Annotated in this window: 23 protein-coding genes, 1 pseudogene and 1 riboswitch; of the genes and pseudogenes, 12 read left to right on the top strand and 12 right to left on the bottom strand. The window is 74.8% G+C overall.

Going from position 1 to position 24,274, the window contains the following annotated elements; genetic code table 11:
* Window positions 1–64: 64 nt before the first annotated feature.
* The 3 genes and pseudogenes from cobC to AB0E05_RS07870 all read right to left on the bottom strand — a co-directional run.
* Window positions 65–1,171, bottom strand: coding sequence for an Rv2231c family pyridoxal phosphate-dependent protein CobC (gene cobC / locus AB0E05_RS07860; protein ID WP_361960428.1), 1,107 nt, complete (start codon window positions 1,169–1,171; stop codon window positions 65–67).
* A gap of 360 nt (window positions 1,172–1,531) precedes the next feature.
* Window positions 1,532–1,678 carry a hypothetical protein gene (locus AB0E05_RS07865; RefSeq protein WP_361960430.1) on the bottom strand — a complete coding sequence of 49 codons (147 nt, stop codon included), beginning with the start codon at window positions 1,676–1,678 and terminating at the stop codon, window positions 1,532–1,534.
* 440 nt (window positions 1,679–2,118) lie between these two features.
* Window positions 2,119–2,853, bottom strand: a pseudogene (locus AB0E05_RS07870) (cobalamin biosynthesis protein); the annotation flags it as partial.
* Window positions 2,854–3,020: 167 nt separating this feature from the next.
* Here AB0E05_RS07870 and AB0E05_RS07875 point away from each other — a divergent pair.
* On the top strand, window positions 3,021–3,758 hold the full coding sequence (locus AB0E05_RS07875) for a ZIP family metal transporter (protein WP_361960432.1): 738 nt from the start codon (window positions 3,021–3,023) through the stop codon (window positions 3,756–3,758).
* Window positions 3,759–3,853: 95 nt separating this feature from the next.
* Here the strand turns inward: AB0E05_RS07875 and AB0E05_RS07880 are convergent, their stop codons facing one another.
* From AB0E05_RS07880 to AB0E05_RS07910, 7 genes are all read right to left on the bottom strand, one after another.
* The gene (locus tag AB0E05_RS07880) at window positions 3,854–5,536 is read right to left on the bottom strand and encodes a cobyrinate a,c-diamide synthase (RefSeq protein ID WP_361960434.1); all 1,683 of its coding nucleotides are present in this window, start codon (window positions 5,534–5,536) and stop codon (window positions 3,854–3,856) included.
* Window positions 5,530–6,129 (bottom strand): cob(I)yrinic acid a,c-diamide adenosyltransferase, encoded by a 600-nt coding sequence (gene cobO, locus AB0E05_RS07885; RefSeq protein ID WP_361960584.1) that lies wholly within the window; start codon window positions 6,127–6,129, stop codon window positions 5,530–5,532. The genes AB0E05_RS07880 and cobO overlap by 7 nt, the downstream gene beginning before the upstream one ends.
* Before the next feature lie 4 nt (window positions 6,130–6,133).
* Window positions 6,134–8,185: a putative cobaltochelatase gene (locus AB0E05_RS07890; RefSeq protein WP_361960436.1), complete on the bottom strand. Its 2,052-nt coding sequence runs from the start codon at window positions 8,183–8,185 to the stop codon at window positions 6,134–6,136.
* Between the two features lie 271 nt (window positions 8,186–8,456).
* On the bottom strand, window positions 8,457–10,037 hold the full coding sequence (locus AB0E05_RS07895; protein ID WP_361960438.1) for a cobyric acid synthase: 1,581 nt from the start codon (window positions 10,035–10,037) through the stop codon (window positions 8,457–8,459).
* Window positions 10,034–11,011, bottom strand: a complete 978-nt coding sequence (locus AB0E05_RS07900) for a cobalamin biosynthesis protein (protein WP_361960440.1) — start codon at window positions 11,009–11,011, stop codon at window positions 10,034–10,036. The genes AB0E05_RS07895 and AB0E05_RS07900 overlap by 4 nt, the downstream gene beginning before the upstream one ends.
* 146 nt (window positions 11,012–11,157) lie before the next feature.
* Window positions 11,158–11,289, bottom strand: a riboswitch (cobalamin riboswitch).
* Window positions 11,290–11,458: 169 nt separating this feature from the next.
* On the bottom strand, window positions 11,459–11,686 hold the full coding sequence (locus AB0E05_RS07905; RefSeq protein WP_361960442.1) for a hypothetical protein: 228 nt from the start codon (window positions 11,684–11,686) through the stop codon (window positions 11,459–11,461).
* Between the two features lie 12 nt (window positions 11,687–11,698).
* Window positions 11,699–13,012 carry an inorganic phosphate transporter gene (locus tag AB0E05_RS07910; protein WP_361960444.1) on the bottom strand — a complete coding sequence of 438 codons (1,314 nt, stop codon included), beginning with the start codon at window positions 13,010–13,012 and terminating at the stop codon, window positions 11,699–11,701.
* A gap of 293 nt (window positions 13,013–13,305) precedes the next feature.
* Between AB0E05_RS07910 and AB0E05_RS07915 the strand changes: the two genes are divergently transcribed.
* From AB0E05_RS07915 to AB0E05_RS07940, 6 genes are all read left to right on the top strand, one after another.
* On the top strand, window positions 13,306–13,968 hold the full coding sequence (locus AB0E05_RS07915; protein WP_361960446.1) for a class II aldolase/adducin family protein: 663 nt from the start codon (window positions 13,306–13,308) through the stop codon (window positions 13,966–13,968).
* An 81-nt stretch (window positions 13,969–14,049) separates the two neighbouring features.
* The gene (locus AB0E05_RS07920) at window positions 14,050–15,177 is read left to right on the top strand and encodes a hypothetical protein (RefSeq protein WP_361960448.1); all 1,128 of its coding nucleotides are present in this window, start codon (window positions 14,050–14,052) and stop codon (window positions 15,175–15,177) included.
* A gap of 249 nt (window positions 15,178–15,426) precedes the next feature.
* Window positions 15,427–16,725, top strand: a complete 1,299-nt coding sequence (locus AB0E05_RS07925) for a hypothetical protein (RefSeq protein WP_361960450.1) — start codon at window positions 15,427–15,429, stop codon at window positions 16,723–16,725.
* Between the two features lie 203 nt (window positions 16,726–16,928).
* Window positions 16,929–18,527 carry an ABC-F family ATP-binding cassette domain-containing protein gene (locus AB0E05_RS07930; RefSeq protein WP_361960452.1) on the top strand — a complete coding sequence of 533 codons (1,599 nt, stop codon included), beginning with the start codon at window positions 16,929–16,931 and terminating at the stop codon, window positions 18,525–18,527.
* Between the two features lie 393 nt (window positions 18,528–18,920).
* Window positions 18,921–19,142, top strand: a complete 222-nt coding sequence (locus AB0E05_RS07935) for a helix-turn-helix domain-containing protein (protein ID WP_006123601.1) — start codon at window positions 18,921–18,923, stop codon at window positions 19,140–19,142.
* Window positions 19,143–19,298: 156 nt separating this feature from the next.
* Window positions 19,299–20,102 carry an enoyl-CoA hydratase/isomerase family protein gene (locus tag AB0E05_RS07940; protein WP_361960454.1) on the top strand — a complete coding sequence of 268 codons (804 nt, stop codon included), beginning with the start codon at window positions 19,299–19,301 and terminating at the stop codon, window positions 20,100–20,102.
* Here AB0E05_RS07940 and AB0E05_RS07945 read toward each other — a convergent pair.
* The gene (locus tag AB0E05_RS07945; RefSeq protein WP_361960456.1) at window positions 20,099–20,806 is read right to left on the bottom strand and encodes a hypothetical protein; all 708 of its coding nucleotides are present in this window, start codon (window positions 20,804–20,806) and stop codon (window positions 20,099–20,101) included. The two genes, AB0E05_RS07940 and AB0E05_RS07945, sit on opposite strands and share 4 nt — an antisense overlap.
* A 166-nt stretch (window positions 20,807–20,972) precedes the next feature.
* Between AB0E05_RS07945 and AB0E05_RS07950 the strand changes: the two genes are divergently transcribed.
* From AB0E05_RS07950 to amaP, 5 genes are read left to right on the top strand one after another with little or no spacing between them, the layout of a single operon-like run.
* Window positions 20,973–21,440 carry an Asp23/Gls24 family envelope stress response protein gene (locus AB0E05_RS07950; protein WP_361960458.1) on the top strand — a complete coding sequence of 156 codons (468 nt, stop codon included), beginning with the start codon at window positions 20,973–20,975 and terminating at the stop codon, window positions 21,438–21,440.
* A 54-nt stretch (window positions 21,441–21,494) separates the two neighbouring features.
* Window positions 21,495–21,686: a hypothetical protein gene (locus AB0E05_RS07955; protein ID WP_361960460.1), complete on the top strand. Its 192-nt coding sequence runs from the start codon at window positions 21,495–21,497 to the stop codon at window positions 21,684–21,686.
* 5 nt (window positions 21,687–21,691) lie between these two features.
* Entirely contained in the window at window positions 21,692–22,075 is a 384-nt protein-coding gene (locus tag AB0E05_RS07960; RefSeq protein WP_361960462.1) for a hypothetical protein, read from the top strand.
* A complete protein-coding gene (locus AB0E05_RS07965) occupies window positions 22,072–22,707 on the top strand; it encodes a DUF6286 domain-containing protein (RefSeq protein WP_361960464.1) in 636 nt (211 codons plus the stop codon). The genes AB0E05_RS07960 and AB0E05_RS07965 overlap by 4 nt, the downstream gene beginning before the upstream one ends.
* 7 nt (window positions 22,708–22,714) lie before the next feature.
* Complete coding sequence (gene amaP / locus AB0E05_RS07970; RefSeq protein WP_361960466.1) at window positions 22,715–23,293, top strand: alkaline shock response membrane anchor protein AmaP; 579 nt, start codon at window positions 22,715–22,717, stop codon at window positions 23,291–23,293.
* Between the two features lie 221 nt (window positions 23,294–23,514).
* On the opposite strand, the gene AB0E05_RS07975 is transcribed toward amaP, so the two are convergent.
* Window positions 23,515–24,270, bottom strand: coding sequence for an SDR family oxidoreductase (locus AB0E05_RS07975; RefSeq protein WP_361960468.1), 756 nt, complete (start codon window positions 24,268–24,270; stop codon window positions 23,515–23,517).
* Between the last annotated feature and the right edge of the window lie 4 nt (window positions 24,271–24,274).

Genomic DNA, 24,274 nt, shown 5'->3' on the forward strand with positions numbered 1-24,274 from the left:
CCGGGCGGATGCCGGTGCCGGGCGGTGACGTTCGCGGCCGGCGGCCCTCAGCCGGCGACGGTGCTCAGCAACCGACCACCGTCAGCGCCTGGTCCAGCGCCAGCAGGAAGCGGTTCGTCGTGGCGCGGTCGCGCACGGCGACCCGGATCCAGTCGGATCCCAGCCCGGGGAACGTGTCCCCGCGCCGGGTCGCGAACCCCAGGTCGCGCAGCCGGGCGCGCACCTGGTCGCCCCGCCGCACGTGCAGCAGCACGAACGGCGCCTCGGCCGCGGCCACCACCCGCACCTCGTCGAACTCCGCCAGCCCCGCCAGCAGATGAGCGCGCTCCACCGCACAGCGCCGGGCTGCCTGCTCGGCCTCCTTCAGCGCCGCCGGGTCCATGCACGCCCGGGTCGCCGCCAGCGCCGGCGTGGACACCGGCCACAGCGGCTGCGCCGCCTCCAACGCCCGTACGACCTCCGGTTCGGCCAGCAGGTAGCCGACCCGCAGCCCCGCGAGGCCCCAGGTCTTCGTCAGGCTCCGCAGCACCACCAGCCCCGGCACGTCGGTGCGGTCCGCCAGCGTCTCCGCCTCGTCCGGCACGGCGTCCATGAACGCCTCGTCCACGACCACCAGCCGCCCGGGCCGGGCCAGCGCGGTGATCGAGGAGGCCGGGTGGAGCACGGACGTCGGGTTCGTGGGGTTGCCCACGACCACCATGTCCGCCTCCTCGGGCACCGCGGAGGGGTCGAGCCGGAAGCCGTCCTCCTCGCGCAGCAGCAGCCGCGCCACCCGGTGCCCGGCGTCCCGCAGCGCCGCCTCGGGCTCCGTGAACTGGGGGTGCACGACCAACGGGCGGCGTACGCCGAGGGCCGCCCGGGCGAGCAGGACGAACGCCTCCGCCGCACCGGCCGTCAACAGGACCCGGTCCTCGGGGAGTCCGTGCCGCTCCGCGACGGCGGCCCGCGCGGCCCGCCCGTCGGGATAGGCCGCGAGGTCCGTGAGCGAGTCCGCTATCCGCTTGCGCAGCCACGGCGGGGGAGTGTCGGTACGCACGTTCACCGCGAGGTCGGTCAGGCCCGCGATGGCGTCCAACATCTCCGCGTCACCGTGGTGGCGCAGGTCGAACGGGTCAGTGGGCGTGCGCATGGTCACCGAGGTGGCCGTTGCCGTGGTCGTGTCCCCCGCCATGGTGTTGTCCCCCGTGCGCCTGTCCCTGCCCGTGGCCGGGTGCCAGTGCGCGTAGTGCGTGTGCGTGTCGTCGGCCGTGGCCGTGGTGGTGCGGCTGCGGTGGCGCCGGGTGCCGGCCCGATGGACGGCCGCCGGCGTACGAGGGGGCGGAGCGCGCCGTGGTGAAACGTCTCGCCCCGTGCTCCGACGGCTCCGTGCCGCCCGCGTTCGGCGGGGGCGGCGGCGAGGGGGCCACGAGCCCCGTGGTCACGGGTGGGCCGGAGCGGCGCGGCCCCGACCGGGCCGCGAGGCCCCGGGGCGAGCCGGCCCCCACGTCCTCGTGGGCGCCGTGCTCGGCTATCAGCAGTGCGGGCGGGGTCGTCACGCGTTCTCCTTGGTGTGGGGGTGATCCGGCAGGCTCCCGTGCACGGCCGCGGCCCGCGCCGACGACGGCAGCCCGGTGGCGCGGAGCCGCGTTCTGCGCCTGCGGGACGACTCCCGGTCGATGGGACGGACGGCACGCGTCATGGGGCGGCTCCGGGGGTGAGGGTGTTGAGGGTGGGGGGAGGAGCAGTTGGGGCGGCGCACGCGGTGCGCGCGGCACGAGCGCACACGACACGAGGCCGGAAGACGACGTTCCCACGACGACCCCCAAAAGCGGAACCCGGCTTGGCACTTCATCCGGGCGCCACGGGGCGGTCCGGGCCCCGAGGGAGGGTGTCCGCGGTCGCGTCCGCGGGACCGAACCCGTGACGCCGTGTGAGGTGTTCGGAAGCGATCCCCGACCCGGCCGCGCCGGGGCACTCCGACCGGGCGACGGTACGCACCGGACGTCACGGCCCGCGCCCCGCGGTCGGACCGCCGCCCGTACGGGGCCCGGGTCCGCGCGCGCGGCGCCGCGCCCTCGCGCCGTGCAAGCACGAGGACGCTGGAAGAGCACCGCGTCACGTCCGGAGGGGTGTCCGGGGTCATGACTGCCACCGGTGGCCGGGCGGGGTCACCGCGCGGCCCGCGATCTCGCAGGTGGCCGTGTTACCGACCCTCACGACGGTCATCATGTCCACACTGGCGGGATCCACACGGCCCAATGCCGTCAGTCGGCTGGATCCGTCCGGAAGGGCGGCACTCTGGCCGGCGTCCGCGGTCGGTGCCGCCGCTCCGCGCGCCCGCACCACGGCCCGGATCCGACGCTCGGTCACCTCCCACGGGACCGGGAGCGCCCGGGCGTCCGCCCCCGTCCCGACGACGGCGACCCGCCCGCGCGGCGCCCGGCGCACCACCGCACAGGTCACCCCGGCCCGCCGGCCCTCGGGCGCCGACTTCCGCTTCGGTACGAGCAGTTCGCCGCCGCCCGCGAGGGCCGCCGCCTCCGCGACCGACGGCGTCCCGACCGCGGCGCGCGTGCCCTCGGACGGTCGCGGCACCCGGGCGGACACCTCGGCGAGGCGGTCGGCCGGGTACGTCACCAGCCGAACGCCCAGCCGGCGCGCCGCGCCCACCACGCCCGGCTCGTCCGCCTTGGCGTCCACGGTCGCGAGCTCGACCACGCTCAGCGGCGAGAGCCCCGCGTCCCGCAGGACGTCCGACACCAGGCCGTACACCTCGTCCAGCGGGGCGCCGCGCACCGCGCCGACGCCCACGACCAGCGACGGCGGCCGGAGCACCGCCTCCCGCGGACCGACCGTCACCAGCCGGTCGGTGACGCACCAGGCGACGTCGGCGGGCCCGGTGGCGTCGTCGGCCATGAACGGGTCCTTTCGGAGGGCGGGACGGGGCCGCGGCGGTCCGTGATCTCGTGTTCCGTGGCGAACGGGTGAATGGGGCGGGTGTGGCGGTGATGCGACGGGGGTCAATCCGCTAGCAAGGGCGCATGGCGGTGTTCGTCGCGCTCGGCGCGTTCCTGATGACGCTGTTCGGCGGGTGGACGGCGCAGCGCGTCACCGACCGACGCCACCTGGTGCTGGGTCTGGCCGGCGGGCTGATGCTCGGCGTCGTCGGGCTCGACCTGCTGCCGGAGGCGCTGGACGCGGCGGGGCACCCGGTCTTCGGCGTGCCGCAGGCGCTGCTGCTGTTCGTCGCCGGCTTCCTCGTCGCCCACCTGGTGGAGCGGCTGCTGGCGTCGCGGCGCGCGGCGCACGGCGGGGAGGAGACCGACGGCGGGCCGCCGCGGACCCCGCAGGTCGGCCTGACCGCGGCGGCGGCGATGGTCACCCACAGCATGATGGACGGCATCGCGATCGGCGCGGCCTTCCAGGTCGGCGAGGCGATGGGGCTCACCGTGGCGCTGGCCGTCGTCGCCCACGACTTCGCGGACGGCTTCAACACGTACACGATCACCAGCCTGTACGGGAACACCCGCGCCCGCGCCCTCGCGATGCTCTTCGCCGACGCCTGCGCACCGGTGGTCGGGGCCGCGTCGACGCTGCTGTTCACCATCCCCGTCGAAGCGCTCGGCAGCTATCTGGGCTTCTTCGGGGGCGCGCTGCTCTATCTGGCGGCGGCGGAGATCCTGCCCGAGGCGCACCACACCCACCCCGCCCGCTCCACCCTGCTGTGCACGGTCGGCGGCGTCGGGTTCATCTGGCTGGTGGTGGGCCTCGGCCACTGACGGCGCCGCGGCGAGCGGTCGCGGCGCCCGCCGTTCGCGCAGGAACGATTCTTCAAAGGTGGCCGCCGGCCGGGGAACCCCGACCGGCCCACCGCTCATCGCGTACACCTCTCCACCAGACGCCGGGCCACGGCGGGCTCGGCGGCCCAGTGCACGTGCAGATAGCTCGCGTGCACGCCCTGCTGGACGAACCCCTCGGTCCGCCGCACCGGCCGGTGCATCCCCCACGCCGGGGTCGGGCCGGTGCCCGGCTCCACCACGGTCCGGTGGAACTCGTGGCCCCGCATCCGCGTGCCGACCGCGGCGAGTGCGCTGTCGCTGACGGCGACGGCGTCCCGGTACCCGAGCGTCAGCCGCTCCGCCATCCGCGCCTCCGCGTCGAGCACCCCGCACATCGGCTGCCCGTCCAACGACCGCGTGAGATAGAGCAGCCCCGCGCACTCCGCGACGACCGGCCCACCGCGGCGGGCGAACGCGGCGACGGCCCGCCGCAGCGGCTCGTTCGCGGACAGCTCGTCCGCGTACACCTCCGGGAAGCCGCCACCGATCACGATGCCCGAGGTGCCCTCGGGGAGCGCCTCGTCCCGCAACGGATCAAAGGCGACGACCTCGGCGCCGTGCGCGCGCAGCAGTTCGGGGTGCTCCGCGTACCCGAACGTGAACGCGGCGCCGCCGGCGACGGCGATGACGGCCTGCCGCGCGTCCTTGGGCTGCGGGCCCTCGCCGGGCGCGGCGCCTTCTGCGGGGGCCCTGCCCCCGAACCCCCGCGCCTCAATCGCCGGCGGGGCTGATTTCGTTCCCCCCGCCGACGGGACAGAGGCTGTCCGTTCTGCGGGGGCGTACTCCGGCCCTTCACATGCCGCCGCAGTTGGACCTGCTCCCGCCGTCGCGACGGACAACCCGGGTGGCCCGACGGTCCTTGCCGGGCCGCCGGCATCGGGAGATCCAGCCCCTCCGGCGATTGCGGAGCGGGGGAGCGGGGGCAGGGCCCCCGCAGAAGGCGCCGCGCCCAGCGGGGTGGTCGCGACCCGGGGCCGGCTGGAGTCGGGCGGTTCCGGGAACGGGGACCACGCGGTGGTCCGCAGGCCCGGGGCCGAGCGGGCCAGCGCGAGGAGGCCCGCCAAGTCGCAGTCGCGGCGCACCAGCGCCGCCATCGCGGCCACCGACGCCACCGCCTCCGCGGAGCGCTCCGCCACCGGCACCAGGCCCAGGTGCCGGGAGGGCGTCGACACCGCGGGGCCCCGCCGCAGCGCGCCGAAGACGGGGACGCCCACCGCCTCCAACGCCTCCCGCAGCAGCTCCTCGTGGCGGTGGGAGCCCACCTTGTTGAGGATCACGCCGCCGATGCGGACCTCGGGGTCCCAGGTGACGAAGCCGTGCACCAGCGCGGCGACGGAACGGGACTGCGACGACGCGTCCACCACCAGCACCACCGGTGCCCGCAGCAGCTTCGCGACCTGCGCCGTGGACGCCAACTCGCCCAGCCCGGACGCACCGTCGTACAGGCCCATCACGCCCTCGACCACGGCCACGTCGCACCCCGCCGCGCCGTGCGCGAACAGCGGGGCGACCTGCTCGGGGCCGCACAGGTACGCGTCGAGGTTGCGCCCGGGCCGACCGCAGGCCAGCGAGTGGTAGCCGGGGTCGATGTAGTCCGGCCCCACCTTGTGCGGGGAGACGGCGAGCCCCGTCGCGGCGAAGGCCGCCATCAGACCCGTCGCGACCGTCGTCTTGCCGCTCCCCGACGCGGGCGCGGCGATCACCAGACGTGCTACCACTCGATGCCCCGCTGGCCCTTCTGACCGGCGTCCATCGGGTGCTTGACCTTGCTCATGTCGGTCACCAGATCGGCCAGTTCCAGCAGTTCGGCGGGGGCGTTGCGGCCCGTGATGACCACGTGCTGGGTGCCGGGGCGGTCCCGCAGCACCTCGACCACCTCCGCGGTGTCGACCCAGCCCCAGTGCAGCGGGTACGCGAACTCGTCGAGGACGTACAACCGGTACCGCTCCGCGGCCAGGTCGCGCTTGACCTGCTCCCAGCCCTCCCGGGCCGCCTCCTCGTTGCTGAACTGGCGGTCGCGCTGGACCCACGACCAGCCCTCGCCCATCTTGTGCCAGTCCACGGTGCCGCCCTCGCCGGACGCCCCGAGGACCGTCAGCGCGCGCTCCTCGCCCACCTTCCACTTCGCCGACTTGACGAACTGGAACACCCCGATCGGCCACCCCTGGTTCCAGGCGCGCAGCGCCAGCCCGAAGGCGGCCGTCGACTTGCCCTTGCCCACGCCCGTGTGGACGAGGACCAGCGGCCGGTTGCGGCGCTGGCGCGTGGTGAGTCCGTCCTCGGGTACGACGGACGGCTGTCCCTGTGGCATCTGCTCACGCGGCCCTTCTGCTGTCACCAGCGGTTCGTACGTCCTTCACCAGGCCCGCGATCGCATCCGCCCGCAACTCGTCGAGCGTGACCGCGGTACCCCCCAACTCCCCGGCGAGCCGGCCCGCCAGGCCCAGCCGCACCGGGCCGGACTCGCAGTCCACGACCACCGAAGCCGTCCCCTGCGCGGCGTGCAGGCGGGCCGCCCGGGACGCCAGCGCCACCGGCTCGGGCCCGCCGGTCGCCCGGCCGTCGGTGACCACGACCAGCAGCGGACGGCGCGCGGGATCGCGCATCCGCTCGACCCGCAGCACGTCGTGCGCCGTGAGCAGCCCCGCCGCGAGCGGGGTGCGCCCGCCCGTGGACACCTGGTCGAGCCGGGCCGCGGCGGCGTCCACCGAGGACGTCGGCGGCAGCACGACCTCCGCGTCCCGCCCCCGGAAGGTGACCAGGCCGACCTTGTCGCGCCGCTGGTACGCGTCCAGCAGCAGCGACAGCACCGCGCCCTTGACCGCGCCCATCCGCCGTCGCGCCGCCATCGACCCCGAAGCGTCCACGACGAACAGCACCAGGTTCGACTCGCGCCCCTCCCGCACCGCCTGCCGCAGGTCGTCCCGGCGCACCACCAGGCCGGCGCCGCTGCGCCCGCGGGAGCGCTGGTGCGGAGCCGCGGCCCGTACGGTCGCCGCCAGGTGCAGCCGGCCGAGCGCGCCGCGGGGGCGGCGCGAGCCCGTGGTGCGGCCGTGCTCGGCGCGGGCACGGGACCTGCGGCCCGCCGCGCCGTCGCCGGTGCCGGGCACCGTCAGCGCCTTCGTACGGAACGGCTCGCCGGCCGAGACCGCCTGCTGCCCGGCGCTCGCGCCGGCGGGCTCCGACTGGTCGGGGGACGGCGACGGGGCCGGGACGTCCGGAGCGTCCGGGGCACCCGGAGCCTCCGGTGCCTCAGGCCCGTCCTGCGGCGGCTGACCGCCCCCGCCCCCGCCGTCTCCGCCGCCGTCCGGGTCGGTGTCGGGGTCCGGCTCCGGGTCGTCGTCGGGAGCGTCCGGGGCGGACTGCTCCAACGTCTCGTCCAACTTGTCCTCGTCCAGGCCGGGCGCGTCGAAGGGGTTGCGCCGCCGCCGGTGCGGCAGCGCCAACAGCGCCGCCTGCCGCACGTCCTCGGCCAGCACGTCCTCACGCCCCGCCCACGCGGCCAACGCCGTCGCCGTACGGGCCATCACGATGTCCGCGCGCATCCCGTCCACCTCGAACGCGGCGCACGTCGCGGCGATCTGGCGCAGCGCCGCGTCCCCGAGCCGCACCCGCGGCAACAGCGCCCGCGCGGCCGTCACGCGGTCCCGCAGCGCCTGCTCCTCGGCGGCCCACTCGGCGGCGAAGGCCACCGGGTCGTCGTCGTACGCGAGCCGGCGCCGCACCACCTCGACGCGCTGGTCGGGCTCCCGGGACGCCGCGACCTCCACGGTGAGCCCGAACCGGTCCAGCAACTGCGGACGCAGCTCGCCCTCCTCCGGGTTCATCGTCCCCACCAGCAGGAACCGCGCCGCGTGCCGTACGGAGACGCCCTCGCGCTCCACGTACGAGGCACCCATCGCGGCGGCGTCCAACAGCACGTCCACCAGGTGGTCGTGGAGCAGGTTCACCTCGTCGACGTAGAGGATGCCGCGGTGCGCGTCCGCGAGGAGTCCGGGCTCGAAGGACTTCACGCCCTCCGCGAGCGCCCGCTCGATGTCCAACGCGCCCACCAGCCGGTCCTCGGAAGCACCGACGGGCAACTCCACCATCCGCGCGGGACGCACCGTGCCGGGGCCCGCCTCGTGCGGGCCGTCGGGGCAGTCGGCGTCGGGGGCGGCGGGGTCGCAGGAGAAGCGGCAGCCGGCGACGACGGCGATGCCGGGGAGCAGCGCGGAGAGCGCGCGCACGGCGGTGGACTTCGCGGTCCCCTTCTCCCCGCGCACGAGGACGCCCCCGACGCGCGGCGACACCGCGTTGAGTAGCAGCGCGAGCCGAAGGTCGTCCTGCCCCACGAGGGCGGTGAACGGGTAGGGCGTGCGGCTCATGCGGTGGCCTCCCGGGGCGCGGGGTGTGGGTGCGTGGTGGTCGAGGTGGTCGCTTGGCTGCGGGCCGTCTGTGGCTGGTCGCGCAGTTCCCCGCGCCCCTGTGCGGCTGGGCCCGCCCGTTGGGTGCCGGCCGTCTGTGGCTGGTCGCGCAGCTCCTCGCGCCCCTGACGCCCCCACCGATGACGTGCAGGAGCGTTGGTCTCTGCGGACCGCAGGGACAAGCGTTGCATGCCTGCCACGGCGCGGTGGCGGCACAAGGACAGCCCGGTGCTCATGAAGGCGTCCCCGGGTGGGCTGCGTGGGCTGCGTGGTCTGGGTGTCCCGGCGGGACGAAGGGGAGGTTCGCGGGGGCGCCCCCTTCGATCAGGCGCCACAGCGCGTCCGTGTCCGCGTGCTCCGCGATCAGGTCGCCGAGGCGGTCGAGCTGTTCCTCGCGCAGCGCGGCGAAGGACGTGTCCGGGGCCGGGACGAAGCGGCGGCCCGCCGCGTCGGCGACCCGCCGCAGGAAGCCGCGGCGGAAGCCGTCGCTCTCCAGCGAGCCGTGCCAGTGCGTCCCCCACACCGACCCCACCCGGCAGCCGTCCAGGAACGCCTCGCCGCCCAGCACCTCGGCGACGCCGTGGTGGATCTCGTACCCCTCCACGGGCTCACCGAGCGCCGAACCGGTCGGTCGCGCCAGGGTCTTGTCCGCGGCGAACCGGACCCGTACGGGCAGCAGGCCGAGCCCGGGCACCTCGCCCGCCCGTGACTCCACGTCGTCCTCGATGTGTTCGCCCAGCAGTTGGAAGCCGCCGCAGATCCCGAGCACCGGGCGCCCCTCGGCGGCCCGCCGCAGCAGCGCGTCGGCCAGGCCGCGTTCGCGCAGCCACGCCAGCGCCCGGACCGTGCCGCGGGTGCCGGGGACGACGACGAGGTCCGCGTCCACGAACTCCTCCGGCCGGTCCACGAACCGCACCACCACGCCCGGTTCGGCCGCCAGCGCGTCGACGTCCGTGAAGTTGGACATCAGGGGCACGGCGCACACCGCCACCCGCAGCACCTCGTCGCCGACCGGGGGAGCCACCACCGACTCGCGCACCGCGCCGCGCAGCGAGACCCGCAGGCCGTCCTCCTCGTCGATGCCGAGCCCGTGCGCGTACGGCAGGACGCCGTACGAGCGGCGCCCGGTGATCCCTTCGAGCATGTCGAGGCCGGGTCGCAGCAGGCTCACGTCGCCGCGGAACTTGTTGACCAGGTACCCGGCGACCAGGCGCTGGTCCGCCGGGGCGAGCAGGGCCGTGGTGCCGAAGAAGGACGCGAACACGCCGCCGCGGTCGATGTCCCCGACGACGAGCACCGGAAGGTCCGCGGCGCGCGCGACGCCCATGTTCACGATGTCCGTGCGCCGCAGGTTGATCTCCGCCGGGCTGCCCGCGCCCTCGCAGATGACGGCGTCGTACGTGCTGCGCAACTCCTCCAGGCACTCCACGACCGTCGACAGCAGCGCCTCCCGGCCGCCGCCCCCGGCCGGGGTGCCGGAGCCGAAGAAGCCGCGGGCGCTCATCTCGCCCACGGGACGGCCCAGCAGCACCACCTGGCTGGTGCGGTCGCTGCCCGGCTTGAGCAGCACCGGGTTCATCAGCGCGCTCGGCTCCACCCGGGCGGCCTGCGCCTGCATGGCCTGGGCCCGTCCGATCTCGGCGCCGTCGCGCGTCACGTACGAATTGAGGGACATGTTCTGGCCCTTGAACGGGGCCACCTTCACGCCCTGGCGCGCCAGCCAGCGGCAGATCCCCGCGGTGACCACGCTCTTGCCCGCGTCGGACGTCGTACCGGCGACGAGCAGTCCGCCACCGCGTCGCTGACCGGTCATGTGCCCCGCCCCTTCCGAATCCGTGCCGTCACGTGCGTACGGGCCAGCCCGACCAGCAGCCGTGCGGCCACGCTCGTCCCCAGCGCCAACAGTCCGACGCGCCGCGACAGCCGCACCGCGCGCGCCACGTCCTCGACCTCCACCGGGCGGGCGGCGCCGTTCAGAGGCGCCCGGTGCTCCGTCCGGCCGCCGTACGACAGCGTGCCGCCGAGCCGGACCCCGAGCGCGCCCGCGAACGACGCCTCCACGGGGCCCGCGTTCGGGCTCGGATGGCGGTGCGCATCGGCCCGCCAGGCCCGTGCCGCCGCGCGCGGGTCGTCCCCGGCGACCACGGCGAGCACGGCCGTCAGCCGCGCCCCCGGCCAGCCGACGACGTCGTCCAGCCGCGCCGAGGCCCAGCCGAAGCGGCGGTGCCGCGGGGAGCGGTGCCCCACCATCGCGTCGAGGGTGTTCACCGCGCGGAAGCCCACCAGCCCGGGCACCCCGGCGAGTGCGCCCCACACCAGGGCGCCCACCACGGCGTCGGAGGTGTTCTCGGCGACCGACTCCACCACGGCGCGGGCGATCTGCTGCTCGGACAGGGAGTGCGGGTCCCGGCCGCACAGGTGCGGCAGCCGCGCCCGGGCGGCGGCGAGATCGCCGGCCGCCAACGCGTCCCCGACGGTGCGCGCCTCGCGCCCCAGCGACGTGCCCCCGACGACGGCCCAGGTGGCGGCGGCGGTCAGGGCGACGGACGCGGCGGGGTGTCGGCGCGCCCCGCGTGCGGCGAGCGCCACGACGGCGACGGCGCCCCCGGCGCACACGGCGGTGTGCAGCGCGCCCCACCCGCGGTGGTCGCGCCACAGGGTGCGCTCCACGGCGCCCGCGGCCCGGCCGAAGGCGGCGACGGGGTGTCCCCGGCGCGGATCACCGAAGAGCAGGTCACCGAGGATGCCGATGGCGGCGCCGTACGCGAAGACCCGGTCGGCCCGCACGGCTCAGCCGGTCATGGGGCCGCAGGGACGCGCCGGGTGCCCCGCGGGGCGGGTGCGCCCCGGTGTTCTTCCCGGTGCGTGCAGAGCAGGTACGAAGCCGTGGCCGCGCATGTCGCATGTCCTCACTCAGGGTGTCCGCGCCCTGGTTCGACGTGATCGGCGGCGAGAGTTCCTGGCTCCCGGGGAGGGCTCCCCGGTGACAGTGGCGGGACCGCGCCGGATTCGCACCGGACTTCCTCTGCTGCCGCCGTAATGGCCCCGGCAGTCCACCACGGGGCGAGAAGGGCCGTCAACTCGCCCTTGACCGGCGGCACGCCCTTGACCTGCGGCGAAGAAGGGCAAAGGAAAGGTGTGGACAGCCGTGCGCCACGACGGGCCGGGGCGTACGTCCTCGCTGGACGTACGCCCCGGCCCGTCGTGGCGCGGTGATGCGGCCGGATCGGCCGATCAGTCGACGATGAGATAGATGCCGTAGGACACGGCCACCGCGCAGAGCGCGAAGCAGGCGTACGCACCGGTGCGCACCAGCACTCCGGAGCCACCGCCCGAGGCGCCCGCGGTCTGCTCCTGCTTGCTGAGCATCACCACGCCCAGCGAGAAGAGGCCGACGAGGGCGACGGTGGCGACGAGGCTCACGCCGAAGACGGAACCGAGGGCTTCCCAGTCGATTTTCATGTTGCTCTGTCCTTACACCGCAGCCGGGCTGGCCGGGCCGTTCTCCGACGCCGAGACCGTGGAGGAGGCGGCGGAGGAGGCGGAGGCCGGGATGGTCTTCGTGAGGTCGGCGCCGTCCGTGGCGCCCGTGCCGCCGGCCGGCGGCGGGGTGACGGCCGCGATGGCGGTGGTGACGACGCCGGCGGGCTCGTCGGCGCCCTGTGCGGCGACGCCCTCGGCCTGCTCGTCGACGTCGTTGACGTTGGTGTGGTCGACGACCTGGCGGCGGGAGATCACCCAGATCGCGGCGCTGGAGGCGACCAGGAAGACCGCGACCACGGCCACGCCCCAGTCACCCTGCTTGGTCACGAACTCGGAGGCGGCGGCGACCAGCGCGGCGGCCGGCAGGGTCAGACCCCAGGCCACGAACATCCGGGTGGCGGTCGACCAGCGGACCACGCCGCCCTTGCGGCCCAGGCCCGCACCCATGACGGCGCCGGAGCAGGAGTGGGTGGTGGAGAGGGAGAAACCGAGGTTCGAGGAGGCCAGGATGACCGTCGCCGCGCTGGTCTGGGCGGCGAAGCCCTGCTGCGGCTGGAGGTCGGTCAGGCCCTTGCCCATGGTGCGGATGATGCGCCAGCCACCGAGGTACGTGCCGAGGGCGATCGCGACGCCCGCGGAGACGATGACCCACAGCGGGGGGTTCGAGCCGGGGTCGAGCACGTCGCTGGCGACCAGGGCCAGGGTGATGATGCCCATCGTCTTCTGGGCGTCGTTGGTGCCGTGGGCCAGGGAGACCAGGCCGGCCGAGGCGATCTGACCCGCCTTGTAGCCCTTGTCGGTGCCCTTGGCGTCCGTGTTGCGGCCGATCTTGTACGTCAGTCGGGTGGCCAGCATCGCGGCGATACCGGCGACCAGCGGCGCGGCCACGGCCGGGATCAGCACCTTGGTGATGACAGTGCCGCTGTTGACCGCGTCGAAGCCGACGGACGCGACGGTGGCGCCCACCAGGCCGCCCATCAGGGCGTGCGACGAACTGGAGGGCAGACCGACCAGCCAGGTCAGCAGGTTCCAGAGGATGGCGCCGACGAGCGCGGCGAAGATGACTTCTGGGGTGATGCCTGATTCGTCGACTATGCCGCTGGAGATCGTCTTGGCGACCTCCACCGACAGGAACGCGCCGACGAGGTTGAGCACGGCGGACATGGCCACCGCGGTCTTGGGCTTCATGGCGCCGGTCGAGATGGTGGTCGCCATCGCGTTGGCGGTGTCGTGGAAACCGTTCGTGAAATCGAACACGAGAGCTGTCACGATCACAATCGCGAGCAGCAGCGTGATGTGTTCCATTTACCCAGGCAATCTTTGGACGTCAGTGGCTTGCCGAACGTAAGTAACCTGGGTGAACGGAAGGTGAACTGAGGCGGGACTCACGGTGTCTCCAAGCGGTTCTCCTGATTCCGTTTGCGTCTCGTTCGCCGTGCGGACCCCTCCCGCCCGTGCCCTCCCGGCCGCCCGCGGCCCCACACCGCAGGGCGGTCGCCCCGGTGGCGCCGATCTCCCGCCGCTTTCCTGTGACTTTGTGGTGATATGCATCACGGGCCCTCTGGGCGACCGCGACAGCGGCTGACAGGATTCGACGCATGACCGAACGGACGTCCTACGACGAGATCGAACACACCTGGCGCGCCCTGGTGGCCACCGCCTGCCGCAGCGCCGCCGACGGCCTGGTCGTCGGCACGTCCGGCAACGTGTCCGCCCGGGTCGGCCCGCTCGTCCTCGTCACCCCGAGCGGAGTGCCCTACGACCGGCTCACCGACCGTGACGTGGTCGCCGTCGACCTCGAAGGCCGCCAGGTCATCGGCTCCCTCGCCCCCACCAGCGAGCTCTCCCTGCACCTGGCGGTCCACCGGTCCGGCGCCGGCCGCGCCGTGGTCCACACCCACGCCGTGCACGCCACCGCCGTGTCCACCCTCGTCCCGGAGCTGCCGCCGATCCACTACATGGCCGCGGAGGTCGGCGGACCCGTCCGCGTCGCCCCGTACGCCCCCTACGGATCCGCCGAACTCGCCGCGAACGCCCTGGCCGCGCTGGACGGGCGCGCCGCCTGCCTGCTCCAGAACCACGGCACCGTGACGCTGGGCGACACCCTCGACCAGGCGTACGACCGTACCGCCCAGCTGGAGTGGATGTGCCAGCTGTGGCTGGCCGCTTCCGGCGTCCCCGGCCGCACCCCCTCCCTGCTCACCCCCGCCCAGCTCGCCGAGGCCGCCACCCGCTTCAAGGGGTACGGACAGCGCCCCTGAGAACCCCCGCCGGCCGCCGGGCGCGACCCGGGCGGGTGGCGCCGGCTGGCAGGGCGCCGCCGGCGTGCCGACACTGGAACGGTGCGTCCGGCAACAGCGACGGCGGCAGCCGTCACCCTCCTGACAGGCGTCGGCGTGGCCGTGGCGGCGGCTGCCCGGTACGCGAGCGACGCGACGCTCCGCGCCGCCCCGGGGCGGACCCCGCCGGGGGAGCCCCGGCTCACGGTGCACGCCACGGCCGCCGGTCAGGTGACGCTCACCCGCAGCCTGGCCTCCCGCCGCCCCGGCACGTACGGCCTCGCCGGCGCGGACGTCGACGCCATCGCCGGCCCCGTGCTCGACGGCCTGTCGAACTCGCCCGACACCGTGGTGCGCCGGCTCGAACGGGTCAGCCGGGGCAACCTCACCCCGGGCACCCGGGTCCGCATGACGCCCCGGCTGCACACCGGCACCCCCACCGAAGCCCTCGGCATCGACCACCGGGACGTCACCGTCCCCGGCGAACTCGGCCCGCTTCCGTCCTGGTTCGTCCCCGGCGTCCGTGACACCTGGGTGATCGCCGTGCACGGCCTCGGCGCCACCCGCGAGCACCCCATGAACCTGCTGCCGTTCCTGCACCGCAGGAGCCTGCCGGTGCTCGGCCTCGGCTACCGCGGCGACCCCGACGCGCCCCGGCCCCCCGACGGACTCAACCACCTCGGGGACCGGGAGTGGCGCGACGTCGACGCCGCCCTGCGCTTCGCCGTCCGCGGCGGCGCCCGCCACGTCGTCCTGTACGGCTGGTCCACCGGCGCGGCCATGGTCCTGCGCGCGGCGGCCGACTCCGCGCTGCGCGGCCACGTCACCGGCCTCGTCCTCGACTCCCCGGTCCTCGACCAGGAGGCCACCCTGCGGGCGCTGGCCCGCGCCCGGCACACCCCCGGCCTCCTGGTGCCCCTGGTCGTACGGACGGCCCGCGCCCGAGCCGGGCTGTACGCGGAGCCGCACCCGGTCGCCGCCGTAGCGCCCGCCGTCAGCGTCCCCACCCTCCTCTTCCACGGCCCCGACGACACCCTCGCCCCCTGGGGCCCCTCGCGGGAACTGGCCGCCGCCCGCCCGGACCTGGTCACCCTCCGGACCGTCCTCAACGCACCGCACGCGGCCATGTGGAACACCGACCCGGGGCGCTACGAGGAAGCCCTCCGCCGCTTCCTCACCCCCTTGATGTGAGCGCCCCGGCGCGAGCGTCCCCCTTGCGGCGCGCGCCGCGCCAGACCTCCCGGCCCGCCCTTCCACGTCACCCCCGACGCCCCCCGGCCACCACCGCCGAAGTGGCTCCCGTCCGGTTCCGTTTGGGCTTTCGGGCCGTCAACGGGAAGACTGCTCCCCGTGACGTCCCGAAAGCCTGATGAGCAATTGGCGCGCAACTCCAGACTCCGTCTTGTCCGCCCGCGACCGCTGGCCAGTGCACGCAGGGCCGTGACCACCCGGCGCACCCGGCCCGCGCCGCGTCCTCCCGAGGGCACCCCGCCCCCCGCAGAACTCGCCCGACAGGCCCGGCGACTGCTCGTCGACGCCGTGCGCATCGCCCGCTGGGCCGCCGCCGACGGCGACGCGGGCACCGCCCCGCTGGCCGCAGCCGCCGAGGAACGCGCCGCCGCCGCACTGGAGTTGACCCGCCCGCAGGTGCGCGCGGACTGGGACCGGGCCCGCCTCGCCGGGCTCGTCGAACTCCACGGCGACACCGTGCGTCCCGGCTGGCGGCTGCGTGCCTGGGACCGCGACGACATGGCCGTGCTGCGCGGCTGGGTCGCCCTCTTCGACGCCTGGTCGCTGGCGCACCCCGCCCCGGACGACGTGGCGACCACCGCGGTCGCCGAAGTCGTCGAGGCCATCCCCCAACTGCTCTCCCTGCTCCAGCTCTCCGCCGGCCCGGTCGCCGTGACCACCCTGCTCGACATGTTGGAGCAGCGAGTGGTGGAGCTGCGCGAGGAGCGCTGCCTGCTGCCGGACGACCCCGCGGAAGGGGCCGCGCCCCCGCCCGCCGGAGACCTGCCCGTCGCCGGACTGCTGGAGTGGGCGCTGGACGGGATGGCCGCGGTCGGCGCGCTCACCCTCGACCGGGGCCGCTCCGCCACCCTCACCCCCCTCGGCAACTGGGCGGTCTGGGTCAAGCTGGAACAGATCTGCGTCGCGGCCCAGAGCCCGGCCGGGAACATCGAGCAGCCCGCCGAGGACATGCTGCGCGGCTGCGCCCGCCTCACCCCCGGCCCCGCCCGCGCCGAGTACCGCGCCTGGCTCGCCGCCCGTACGGTCGCCAGTTCCGTCGCCGAGCTGCTGACCGTCGCCCGCGGCGAGGACGCCCTGCTGCGGGGGCTCGCCTTCGAGGCCCTGCGGGTCGTCGGCGCCCCCGCCGAGCCCGAGGTGCGCGCCGCGGCCGTCGAGCCCTCCCTGCGCCCGTACGCCCTGCTCTGGCTCGCCGAGTACGAGGGGATGGACGCCGAGGACGCCCAGGACGTCCTCACCCGGGCGGAGGCGACCTGGCTGTGGGTGGACACCGCCGCCGCCGTCGCCGACCACGGGGAGCCGCAGCTGCTGCTGCGCCACCTGGACTCCGCGGTCCAGGGCACCGTGCCGGCGCTGCTGGCCGAGGTCCGCTCCGGCGGTCACCCGCGCACCGTGCAGGTCCTGGTCGCGCTGGCCGCCGCCCACCCGGACCCGGCCCTCGCCAAGGCGCTGCGGCGCGCGGCCTTCCAGGTCCACACGGGCGGAGCCTGAGGCGGCGCCGCGGGGCCCCGGCCCCGCGGCGCCCAGCCGTGCGGGCCCCGCGCACGGGACGCGCGGGGAGCCAAACCACTTGCACGCCCCCGTTAGACTGGCCCGTATGGCCATTCTCCTTGCGCAATAGACGGCGTCGAAGCCCTCGCGGCCCTTTCCGCCCATCCTTCCGCCGTTCGACACAGCTGTCCTGGAGTCTGTCCGTGATCACCGCTTCCGGCATCGAGTTGCGCGCCGGCGCACGCGTCCTCATCGAGTCCGCCACCTTCCGCGTCGCCAAGGGCGACCGCATCGGCCTGGTCGGCCGCAACGGCGCCGGCAAGACCACCCTCACCAAGTGCCTCGCCGGCGAGGGCATCCCCGCCGCCGGCGCCATCGCCCGCTCCGGCGAGGTCGGCTACCTCCCGCAGGACCCGCGCACCGGCGACCTCGACACCCTCGCCCGCGACCGCATCCTCTCCGCCCGCGGCCTGGACTCCGTGCTGCGCAAGATGCGGGAGAACGAGGACCGGATGGCGAACGGCAAGGGAGCCACCCGTGAGAAGGCGATGAAGCGGTACGAGCGCCTGGAGACGGAGTTCCTCACCAAGGGCGGGTACGCCGCCGAGGCCGAGGCCGCCACCATCGCCGCCGCCCTCGGACTGCCCGACCGGGTCCTCGGCCAGCCGCTGCACACCCTCTCCGGTGGCCAGCGCCGCCGCGTGGAGCTGGCGCGGATCCTCTTCTCGGACGCCGACACCCTGCTCCTGGACGAGCCCACCAACCACCTCGACGCCGACTCGATCGTCTGGCTGCGCGACTACCTGAAGACCTACCGCGGCGGCTTCATCGTGATCTCCCACGACGTCGACCTGGTCGAGACGGTCGTCAACAAGGTCTTCTACCTCGACGCCAACCGCGCCACCATCGACATCTACAACATGGGCTGGAAGCTCTACCAGCAGCAGCGCGAGGCCGACGAGAAGCGCCGCAAGCGCGAGCGTCAGAACGCCGAGAAGAAGGCCGCCGCGCTCAACGCCCAGGCCGACAAGATGCGTGCCAAGGCCACCAAGACCGTCGCCGCGCAGAACATGGCCCGCCGCGCGGAGCGGCTGCTCGCCGGCCTGGAGGAGGCGCGCGTCTCCGACAAGGTCGCCAAGCTCCGCTTCCCCGAGCCCGCGCCCTGCGGCAAGACCCCGCTCACCGCGGAGGGGCTGTCCAAGTCGTACGGCTCCCTGGAGATCTTCACCGATGTGAGCCTGGCCATCGACAAGGGCTCCCGGGTCGTCATCCTCGGCCTCAACGGCGCCGGCAAGACGACCCTGCTGCGGCTGCTCGCCAGCGTCGAGCGGCCTGACACCGGCGCGGTCACCCCCGGCCACGGCCTCAAGCTCGGCTACTACGCCCAGGAGCACGAGACCCTGGACCCCGACCGCACGGTCCTGGAGAACATGCGCACCTCCGCGCCCGACCTCGACCTGGTCGAGGTGCGCAAGACGCTGGGCTCGTTCCTCTTCACCGGCGACGACGTGGACAAGCCGGCCGGGGTGCTCTCCGGCGGCGAGAAGACCCGACTGGCCCTGGCCACCCTGGTCGTCTCCTCCGCGAACGTGCTCCTCCTCGACGAGCCCACCAACAACCTGGACCCGGCGAGCCGCGAGGAGATCCTCGGCGCGCTGCGCACCTACAAGGGCGCGGTCATCCTGGTGACCCACGACGAGGGCGCGGTCGAGGCGCTGGAGCCGGAGCGGATCATCCTGCTGCCCGACGGCGTCGAGGACCTGTGGGGCGCGGACTACGCGGACCTGGTCACCCTCGCCTGACCCGGCCGCCCCGCCGCCCCCGCAGCGCGCACCGGCCACACGGCTCCATACGGAATGATCCACTCCGTATGGATCATTCGGCTCAGGGGTGATCCGTCATCTGAGTGAGGCGATCTCGTACCCCGGTGTGGGTCCTGGCGGATCTCCGACGACCGCCCCAGGGCGCCGCCCGCCCCGCCGCGTTCTTCCCGTACCCACCTCTGACCTGGCAACTCTCTCCGGAAGCGGTGCGTGGACCCGTCCTGCAGGCGCGCGGCCGGGCGCCGCGGCGGCTTGGACGGCCCGCGTCGCCGGGCAAAGCTCGTCCACGGACCTTGCCGAATGGGTGGCCAGGAAGCCCAGGAGGGGTGATCATGAGAAGTCCAAGAGCGCACTTCCCATGAGGAGGCACGGGTGGCCGAGACTCTGAAGAAGGGCAGCCGGGTGACCGGTGCCGCGCGCGACAAGCTCGCGGCTGACCTGAAGAAGAAGTACGACTCCGGTGCGAGTATCCGGGCGCTGGCCGAAGAGACCGGCCGCTCCTACGGATTCGTCCACCGGATGCTCAGCGAGTCCGGAGTCACGCTGCGCGGACGCGGCGGAGCGACACGGGGCAAGAAGGCCGCATCGGCCTGACGGCCGGTCCCCGACGCCGTCCGGACGGACACGGACGGGCGTGGACCCACCGGCGTTCGTAGGTGCGCACCCGGCCGGATCACACGGTCGGCCGGGTGGTTACTGTGCAGTTGCTTAGCTAGTCTGCACGGACTGCACCCCGACCCGGAGGCGCCCATGACCACGTCCGACGCCGTACGCGACCTCGTGCTCGACCAGGACGGCGTACGTCTCGCAGTCGACGGCGAGACCGCCACGGTGACGCTGACCAACCCGGCGAAGCGCAATGCCCAATCGCCTGCGCTGTGGCGGGCGTTGGTGCAGGCCGGTCGGTCGTTGCCGGGCAGCGTACGGGTCGTGGTGCTGCGCGCCGAGGGCAAGTCCTTCTCCGCGGGCCTCGACCGACAGGCGTTCACGCCCGAGGGCTTCGACGGCGAGCCGTCCTTCCTCGACCTCGCACGCGGCAGTGACGAGGCGCTGGACGCCGCCATCGCCGAGTACCAGGACGCGTTCACCTGGTGGCGGCGGCGCGACCTCATCACCATCGCCGCCGTACAAGGCCATGCGATCGGCGCCGGCTTCCAACTCGCCCTCGCCTGCGACCTGCGGGTCGTCGCGCGGGACGTGCAGTTCGCCATGCGCGAGACCAGTCTCGGCCTCGTTCCCGACCTCACCGGCACCCACCCCCTGGTGTCCCTCGTCGGCTACGCCCGGGCGCTGGAGATCTGCGCCACCGGCCGCTTCGTCCACGCCGAGGAGGCCGAGCGCACCGGGCTCGCCAACCTCGTCGTCGACCGCGACGAGTTGGACGCCGCCGTCAGCGACCTGACCGCCGCACTGCTCACCGCGCCGCGGGACGCGGTCATCGAGACGAAGGCGCTGCTCCAGGGCGCCGCGGACCGCGCGCCGGGCGAACAGTACGTCGCCGAACGCGCGGCCCAGGCACGCCGACTGCGCGACCTCGCCGGCATCGGCGACTAGGACGCTTCCTCTTCTTCGTCCACTTCTTCGTCCACGGCGGTGACCAGCACGGTCACCGGGCGGTCGTCGTCCAGCGAGCCGGCCACCGCCGTGCGCACCGCGCGGACGACGTCCAAGGGGCGGTGGCCCCGTGCCACCGCCACCTCCACGCGCACGTGGTCCGACGCCAGGTGCACGGGCGCACCCAGGGCGGCGGTCAGCCGGGACACCCCCGGTACCGCCGCCGCGGCCCTGCCCACCGGTCCTTCGACGGCCGCCGTTCCCTCCACCGGCGCAGCGCCCCGGCCCCGATCGGAACGCGGGGCGCCCGCCTCGTCTTCGTGGACCCCCGCCACGTGCAGATCCACCGCGTCGACCACCAGGTCCAGTGCGCCCGCCGCCGTGAACAGGGCCTCCCGCAGCGCGGACGCGAGCGCGGGCAGCGGTCGTACGACCCCGGCCCCCACGGTGCACTCGCCCGAGATCCGCAGCGGGCCGGGCGGCAGCGCGCTCGGCGGCGGCGGTACGACGAAGGGGGCCGCGCCCTCCGGATCGGCGAGCCCCAGTCGTACCCGCTCCAGGCGGATGCCCGGCACCCCGGCCGCCGCGCGCAGCAGCACCGGCCGCGCCGCCTCCTCCGTCAACCACGCGCCGTCCCCCGCGGCGCCCAGCGCAAGCACTCTGCCCGGGCGGAGCCGCCCCCGTACCGCATCAGCAGTGGTCATTGCCCCAGCCTGCCGCATTCCCGGCGCGGTGCGGGGCAGACGCACTTAGTGTGGAGCAGAGGGCGCCGTGTGGACCATCCGGAACTCCCGGGCGTCCGGCACGGCCCCGCGGGCAACCGCACCAGGGCCCGGCACCGTCATCGAGCGGGCTTGGAAGGGACACGCGATGAGCGACACCGCCAGCAGTGAATCCGGCTCGGGCGACGAGTCGAGGAGGACGTCCATCACCAAGCGCGGCGGGGATCCCGGGTCCCGCGGGCGCACCACCATCGCCGACGGCGTCGTCGAGAAGATCGCGGGCCTCGCGGCGCGCGACGTGGTCGGCGTGCACGCGATGGGCAGCGGGCTGTCCCGCACCTTCGGCGCGGTGCGCGACCGGGTGCCCGGCGGCAGCCGCTCCAGCGTGACGCGCGGAGTGAAGGCCGAGGTCGGCGAGGTGCAGACCGCCCTCGACCTGGAGATCGTCGTCGACTACGGAGTGTCGATCTCCGACGTGGCGCGCGCGGTGCGGGAGAACGTGATCTCGGCCGTGGAGCGCATGACGAGCCTGGAGGTCGTCGAGGTCAACATCGCCGTGAGCGATGTGAAGCTGCCCGACGAGGAAGAAGACGAGCCCGAGTCACGACTCCAGTAAGGGCCGGTTTCCGGCGTCGGCGCACAGATCGGCGTACAGGACAAGGAGCACACGATGAGCATGGCTGTGGTCGGCCTGTTGGCCGGCATGGGGCTCGGCTTCGCCGGGTACTTCGGCGGCTTCGGCGCGTTCCTGCTGGTCGCCGCGCTCGGCGCGGTCGGGTTCGTGGTGGGCCGCTTCCTGGAAGGCGACATCGAAGCCGGTGACTTCTTCCGCTCCCGCGAGCGCGGCGACCGGCCGCGGTGAGGCGGGTGGCGGGCGGGGCCGGTGACGGGTCCGCGGCGGCCGTCGACGGCACGCGGATCGCGCCGGGGGAGCGCGGCGCCACCGTCATCGCCGACCGGGTCGTCGCCAAGATCGCCGCGCAGGCGGCGCGGGAGGCACTGGGGCGCGTGCCCCGGGACGGCGCTCCTCCGCATGCGAGCGTCGTCGTCCACCAGGACTCCGCCCGGGTGCGGATCAGCCTCGACCTGGACTACCCGTCCGACATCGGCGGGCAGTGCGGTGCGGTGCGTCATCGGGTCGCCGAACGGGTAAGGGCGTTGGCGGGAATGGACGTGCCCGAGGTGGACGTGTCCGTCGAACGGCTGCACTCGGCACACACGCGCGGCGCCGCGGAGGGCAGGATCCGATGACCGAACCCACACCGGTGCAGTCGACCGCCGTCGCCCTGGACCAGTCCGCGTCCGGTGCGTCGTACGAACCCGCTTCCGGCAGGGGCGGGGCCCGGCGCTTCTGGTCCGTGCGGCGCGTACCGACGGCCCTGCTGGCGCTGGTCGTCCTCGGCGGCGCCGGCGTCTTCCTGTACGACGTCGCGGCCGTCCGCGCCGGCCGGCCCGCGATGAGCTGGCGCCGGGCCGCCGCGCAGGACCTCGCGCAGTGGCGGCTGGACGAGCCGTGGGTGCTGGCGGTCGCCGGCGCCGTCGTCGTACTCGGCCTCTGCCTCGTCGTCATGGCCCTCACCCCGGGTCTGCGGTGGCTGCTGCCGATGCGCCGCGACGAACCGACCGTACGCGCCGGGCTCGCCCGCGACGCGGCGGCGCTGGTGCTGCGGGACCGGGCGATGGAGGTCCCCGGAGTCCAGTCCGTACGCGTCAGCATGGGGCGCTCCAAGGTGGCGGTGCGGGCCCGTTCCCACTTCCGTGCGCTCGACAAGGTCCGTGCCGACGTGGACGCCGCGTCGGCCGCGGCGATCGAGGAACTCGGGCTGGCGAAGCCGCCCGCGCTGAACGTGCGGGTGTCCCGCACGCCCGTGAAGAAGAGGTGAGCCGGCGATGCTGCGGAGCGTGAACCGTGTCGTGCTCGGCCTGTCCGGACTGGCCCTGGTCGCCGTCGGCGGCGCGGTGCTGGCCGCGGGCGCGGGGCTCGACGTGCCGTCCTGGTGGCCCTGGTACGGACCCGACGACGTCCTGCTGAGCCGGGCGGACCGCGAGCGCTGGCGCGCCGAGGGCTGGTGGTGGCCCGCCGTCCTCGCGACCCTCGCGGTCCTCGTCGTCCTGGCCCTGTGGCTCCTCCTCGCCCAACTGCGCCGCGCCCGCCTCACGGAGGTGCTGGTCGACAGCGGCGACGGGGAGGGCGCGCTGCTGAGGGGCCGGGCGCTGGAGGGCGTCATCGAACGCGAGGCGGAGTCCCTGGACGGGGTCGCCCGCGCGGCGATCACCCTGCGGGGACGGCGCAGCACGCCGGAGGCGCGGGTGCGGTTGCTGTTGGAGCCGTACGCCTCGCCGGCGGGGACGTTGCACCGGCTGACGTCGGAGGCGGTGGCGCACGCGCGGGACTCGGCGGGCCTGGCGTCCCTCCCCACGGAGTCCCACCTCCGCGCCGCGAAACACGCCCCCCGCCGCGTGACGTAGCCCCGCCCTCCCTGCGGGGTGCGTTGCGGTGCGGGGTGCGGGGTTGCGGCCTCCCGCGTCGTTTCCCTGCGGGTGCGTTGGTCTCTGCGGACCGCGGGCGGTTGCTCGCGCAGTTCCCCGCGCCCCTAAAACCACGCCCTTCGGGCATGGGGAAGGGGGCGGCGCCCCGGGATTGCGTGTTCGGGGTGGCTGGCGGTGGAGGCGAACCGAGCCACAAACAATCAGAAGCCGTGGCGGGCGCCGCCGTCGATGGGGAGCATCACGCCCGTCACGTACGACGCCGCCGGCGACAGCAGGAACGCCGCCGCGCGGCCGAACTCCTCCGGCGCCCCGTACCTCCGTAGCGGAATCCGCGCCTCGTGGGCCTCGCGGGCCGCCTCCGCGTCGCCGGTCAGCGCGTCCAGCTCCCGTACGCGGTCCGTGTCGATGCGCGCCGGCAGCAGGCCGACGACCCGGATGCCCCGCGGGCCCACCTCGACGGCGAGGGACTTCGCGAAGCCGGCCAGCCCGGGCCGCAGGCCGTTGGAGATGGTGAGCCCCGGCACGGGCTCGTGCACCGAGCTGGAGAGCACGAGGCCGATGACGCCCCCTTCGCCCAACTCCTCCGCCGCGGTCCGCGCGAGCCGCACCGCGCCCAGGAAGACGGACTCGAACGACGCCCGCCACTGCTCGTCCGTGTTGTCCGCGGCGAAGCCCGGCGCGGGTCCCCCGACGCTGATGAGGACGCCGTCGAACCGCCCGAAGTGCGCACGGGCCGCGGCGATCAGCCGTTCCGGGCCCGTCTCGTCGGCGTTGTCGACGGCGATGCCCACCGCGTCCGGCCCGAGTTCCGCCGCCGCGTCCGCGACCGTGCGTTCGCCCCGGCCGCTGATGACGACCTTCGCGCCGTCCGCGACCAGCGCCCGCGCCGACGCGTTGCCCAGCCCCCTCGACGCACCGGTGACGACGTACACGCGGTCCTTCAGTCCAAGATCCATGGGC

The organism is Streptomyces sp. NPDC048057 (assembly GCF_040653095.1).
Taxonomy (GTDB): Bacteria; Actinomycetota; Actinomycetes; order Streptomycetales; family Streptomycetaceae; genus Streptomyces.

Excerpts from the sequence above, each read along its gene's own strand:
- AB0E05_RS07875 (WP_361960432.1), top strand. The coding sequence starts at position 3,021 with ATGGCGGTGTTCGTCGCGCTCGGCGCGTTCCTGATGACGCTGTTCGGC.
- cobO (WP_361960584.1), bottom strand. The coding sequence starts at position 6,129 with ATGCCACAGGGACAGCCGTCCGTCGTACCCGAGGACGGACTCACCACG.
- AB0E05_RS07915 (WP_361960446.1), top strand. The coding sequence starts at position 13,306 with ATGACCGAACGGACGTCCTACGACGAGATCGAACACACCTGGCGCGCC.
- cobC (WP_361960428.1), bottom strand. The coding sequence starts at position 1,171 with ATGGCGGGGGACACGACCACGGCAACGGCCACCTCGGTGACCATGCGC.
- AB0E05_RS07895 (WP_361960438.1), bottom strand. The coding sequence starts at position 10,037 with ATGACCGGTCAGCGACGCGGTGGCGGACTGCTCGTCGCCGGTACGACG.
- AB0E05_RS07940 (WP_361960454.1), top strand. The coding sequence starts at position 19,299 with ATGACCACGTCCGACGCCGTACGCGACCTCGTGCTCGACCAGGACGGC.
- AB0E05_RS07865 (WP_361960430.1), bottom strand. The coding sequence starts at position 1,678 with ATGACGCGTGCCGTCCGTCCCATCGACCGGGAGTCGTCCCGCAGGCGC.
- AB0E05_RS07965 (WP_361960464.1), top strand. The coding sequence starts at position 22,072 with ATGACCGAACCCACACCGGTGCAGTCGACCGCCGTCGCCCTGGACCAG.
- AB0E05_RS07950 (WP_361960458.1), top strand. The coding sequence starts at position 20,973 with ATGAGCGACACCGCCAGCAGTGAATCCGGCTCGGGCGACGAGTCGAGG.
- AB0E05_RS07945 (WP_361960456.1), bottom strand. The coding sequence starts at position 20,806 with ATGACCACTGCTGATGCGGTACGGGGGCGGCTCCGCCCGGGCAGAGTG.
- AB0E05_RS07975 (WP_361960468.1), bottom strand. The coding sequence starts at position 24,270 with ATGGATCTTGGACTGAAGGACCGCGTGTACGTCGTCACCGGTGCGTCG.
- AB0E05_RS07890 (WP_361960436.1), bottom strand. The coding sequence starts at position 8,185 with ATGAGCCGCACGCCCTACCCGTTCACCGCCCTCGTGGGGCAGGACGAC.
- AB0E05_RS07955 (WP_361960460.1), top strand. The coding sequence starts at position 21,495 with ATGAGCATGGCTGTGGTCGGCCTGTTGGCCGGCATGGGGCTCGGCTTC.
- amaP (WP_361960466.1), top strand. The coding sequence starts at position 22,715 with ATGCTGCGGAGCGTGAACCGTGTCGTGCTCGGCCTGTCCGGACTGGCC.
- AB0E05_RS07905 (WP_361960442.1), bottom strand. The coding sequence starts at position 11,686 with ATGAAAATCGACTGGGAAGCCCTCGGTTCCGTCTTCGGCGTGAGCCTC.
- AB0E05_RS07910 (WP_361960444.1), bottom strand. The coding sequence starts at position 13,012 with ATGGAACACATCACGCTGCTGCTCGCGATTGTGATCGTGACAGCTCTC.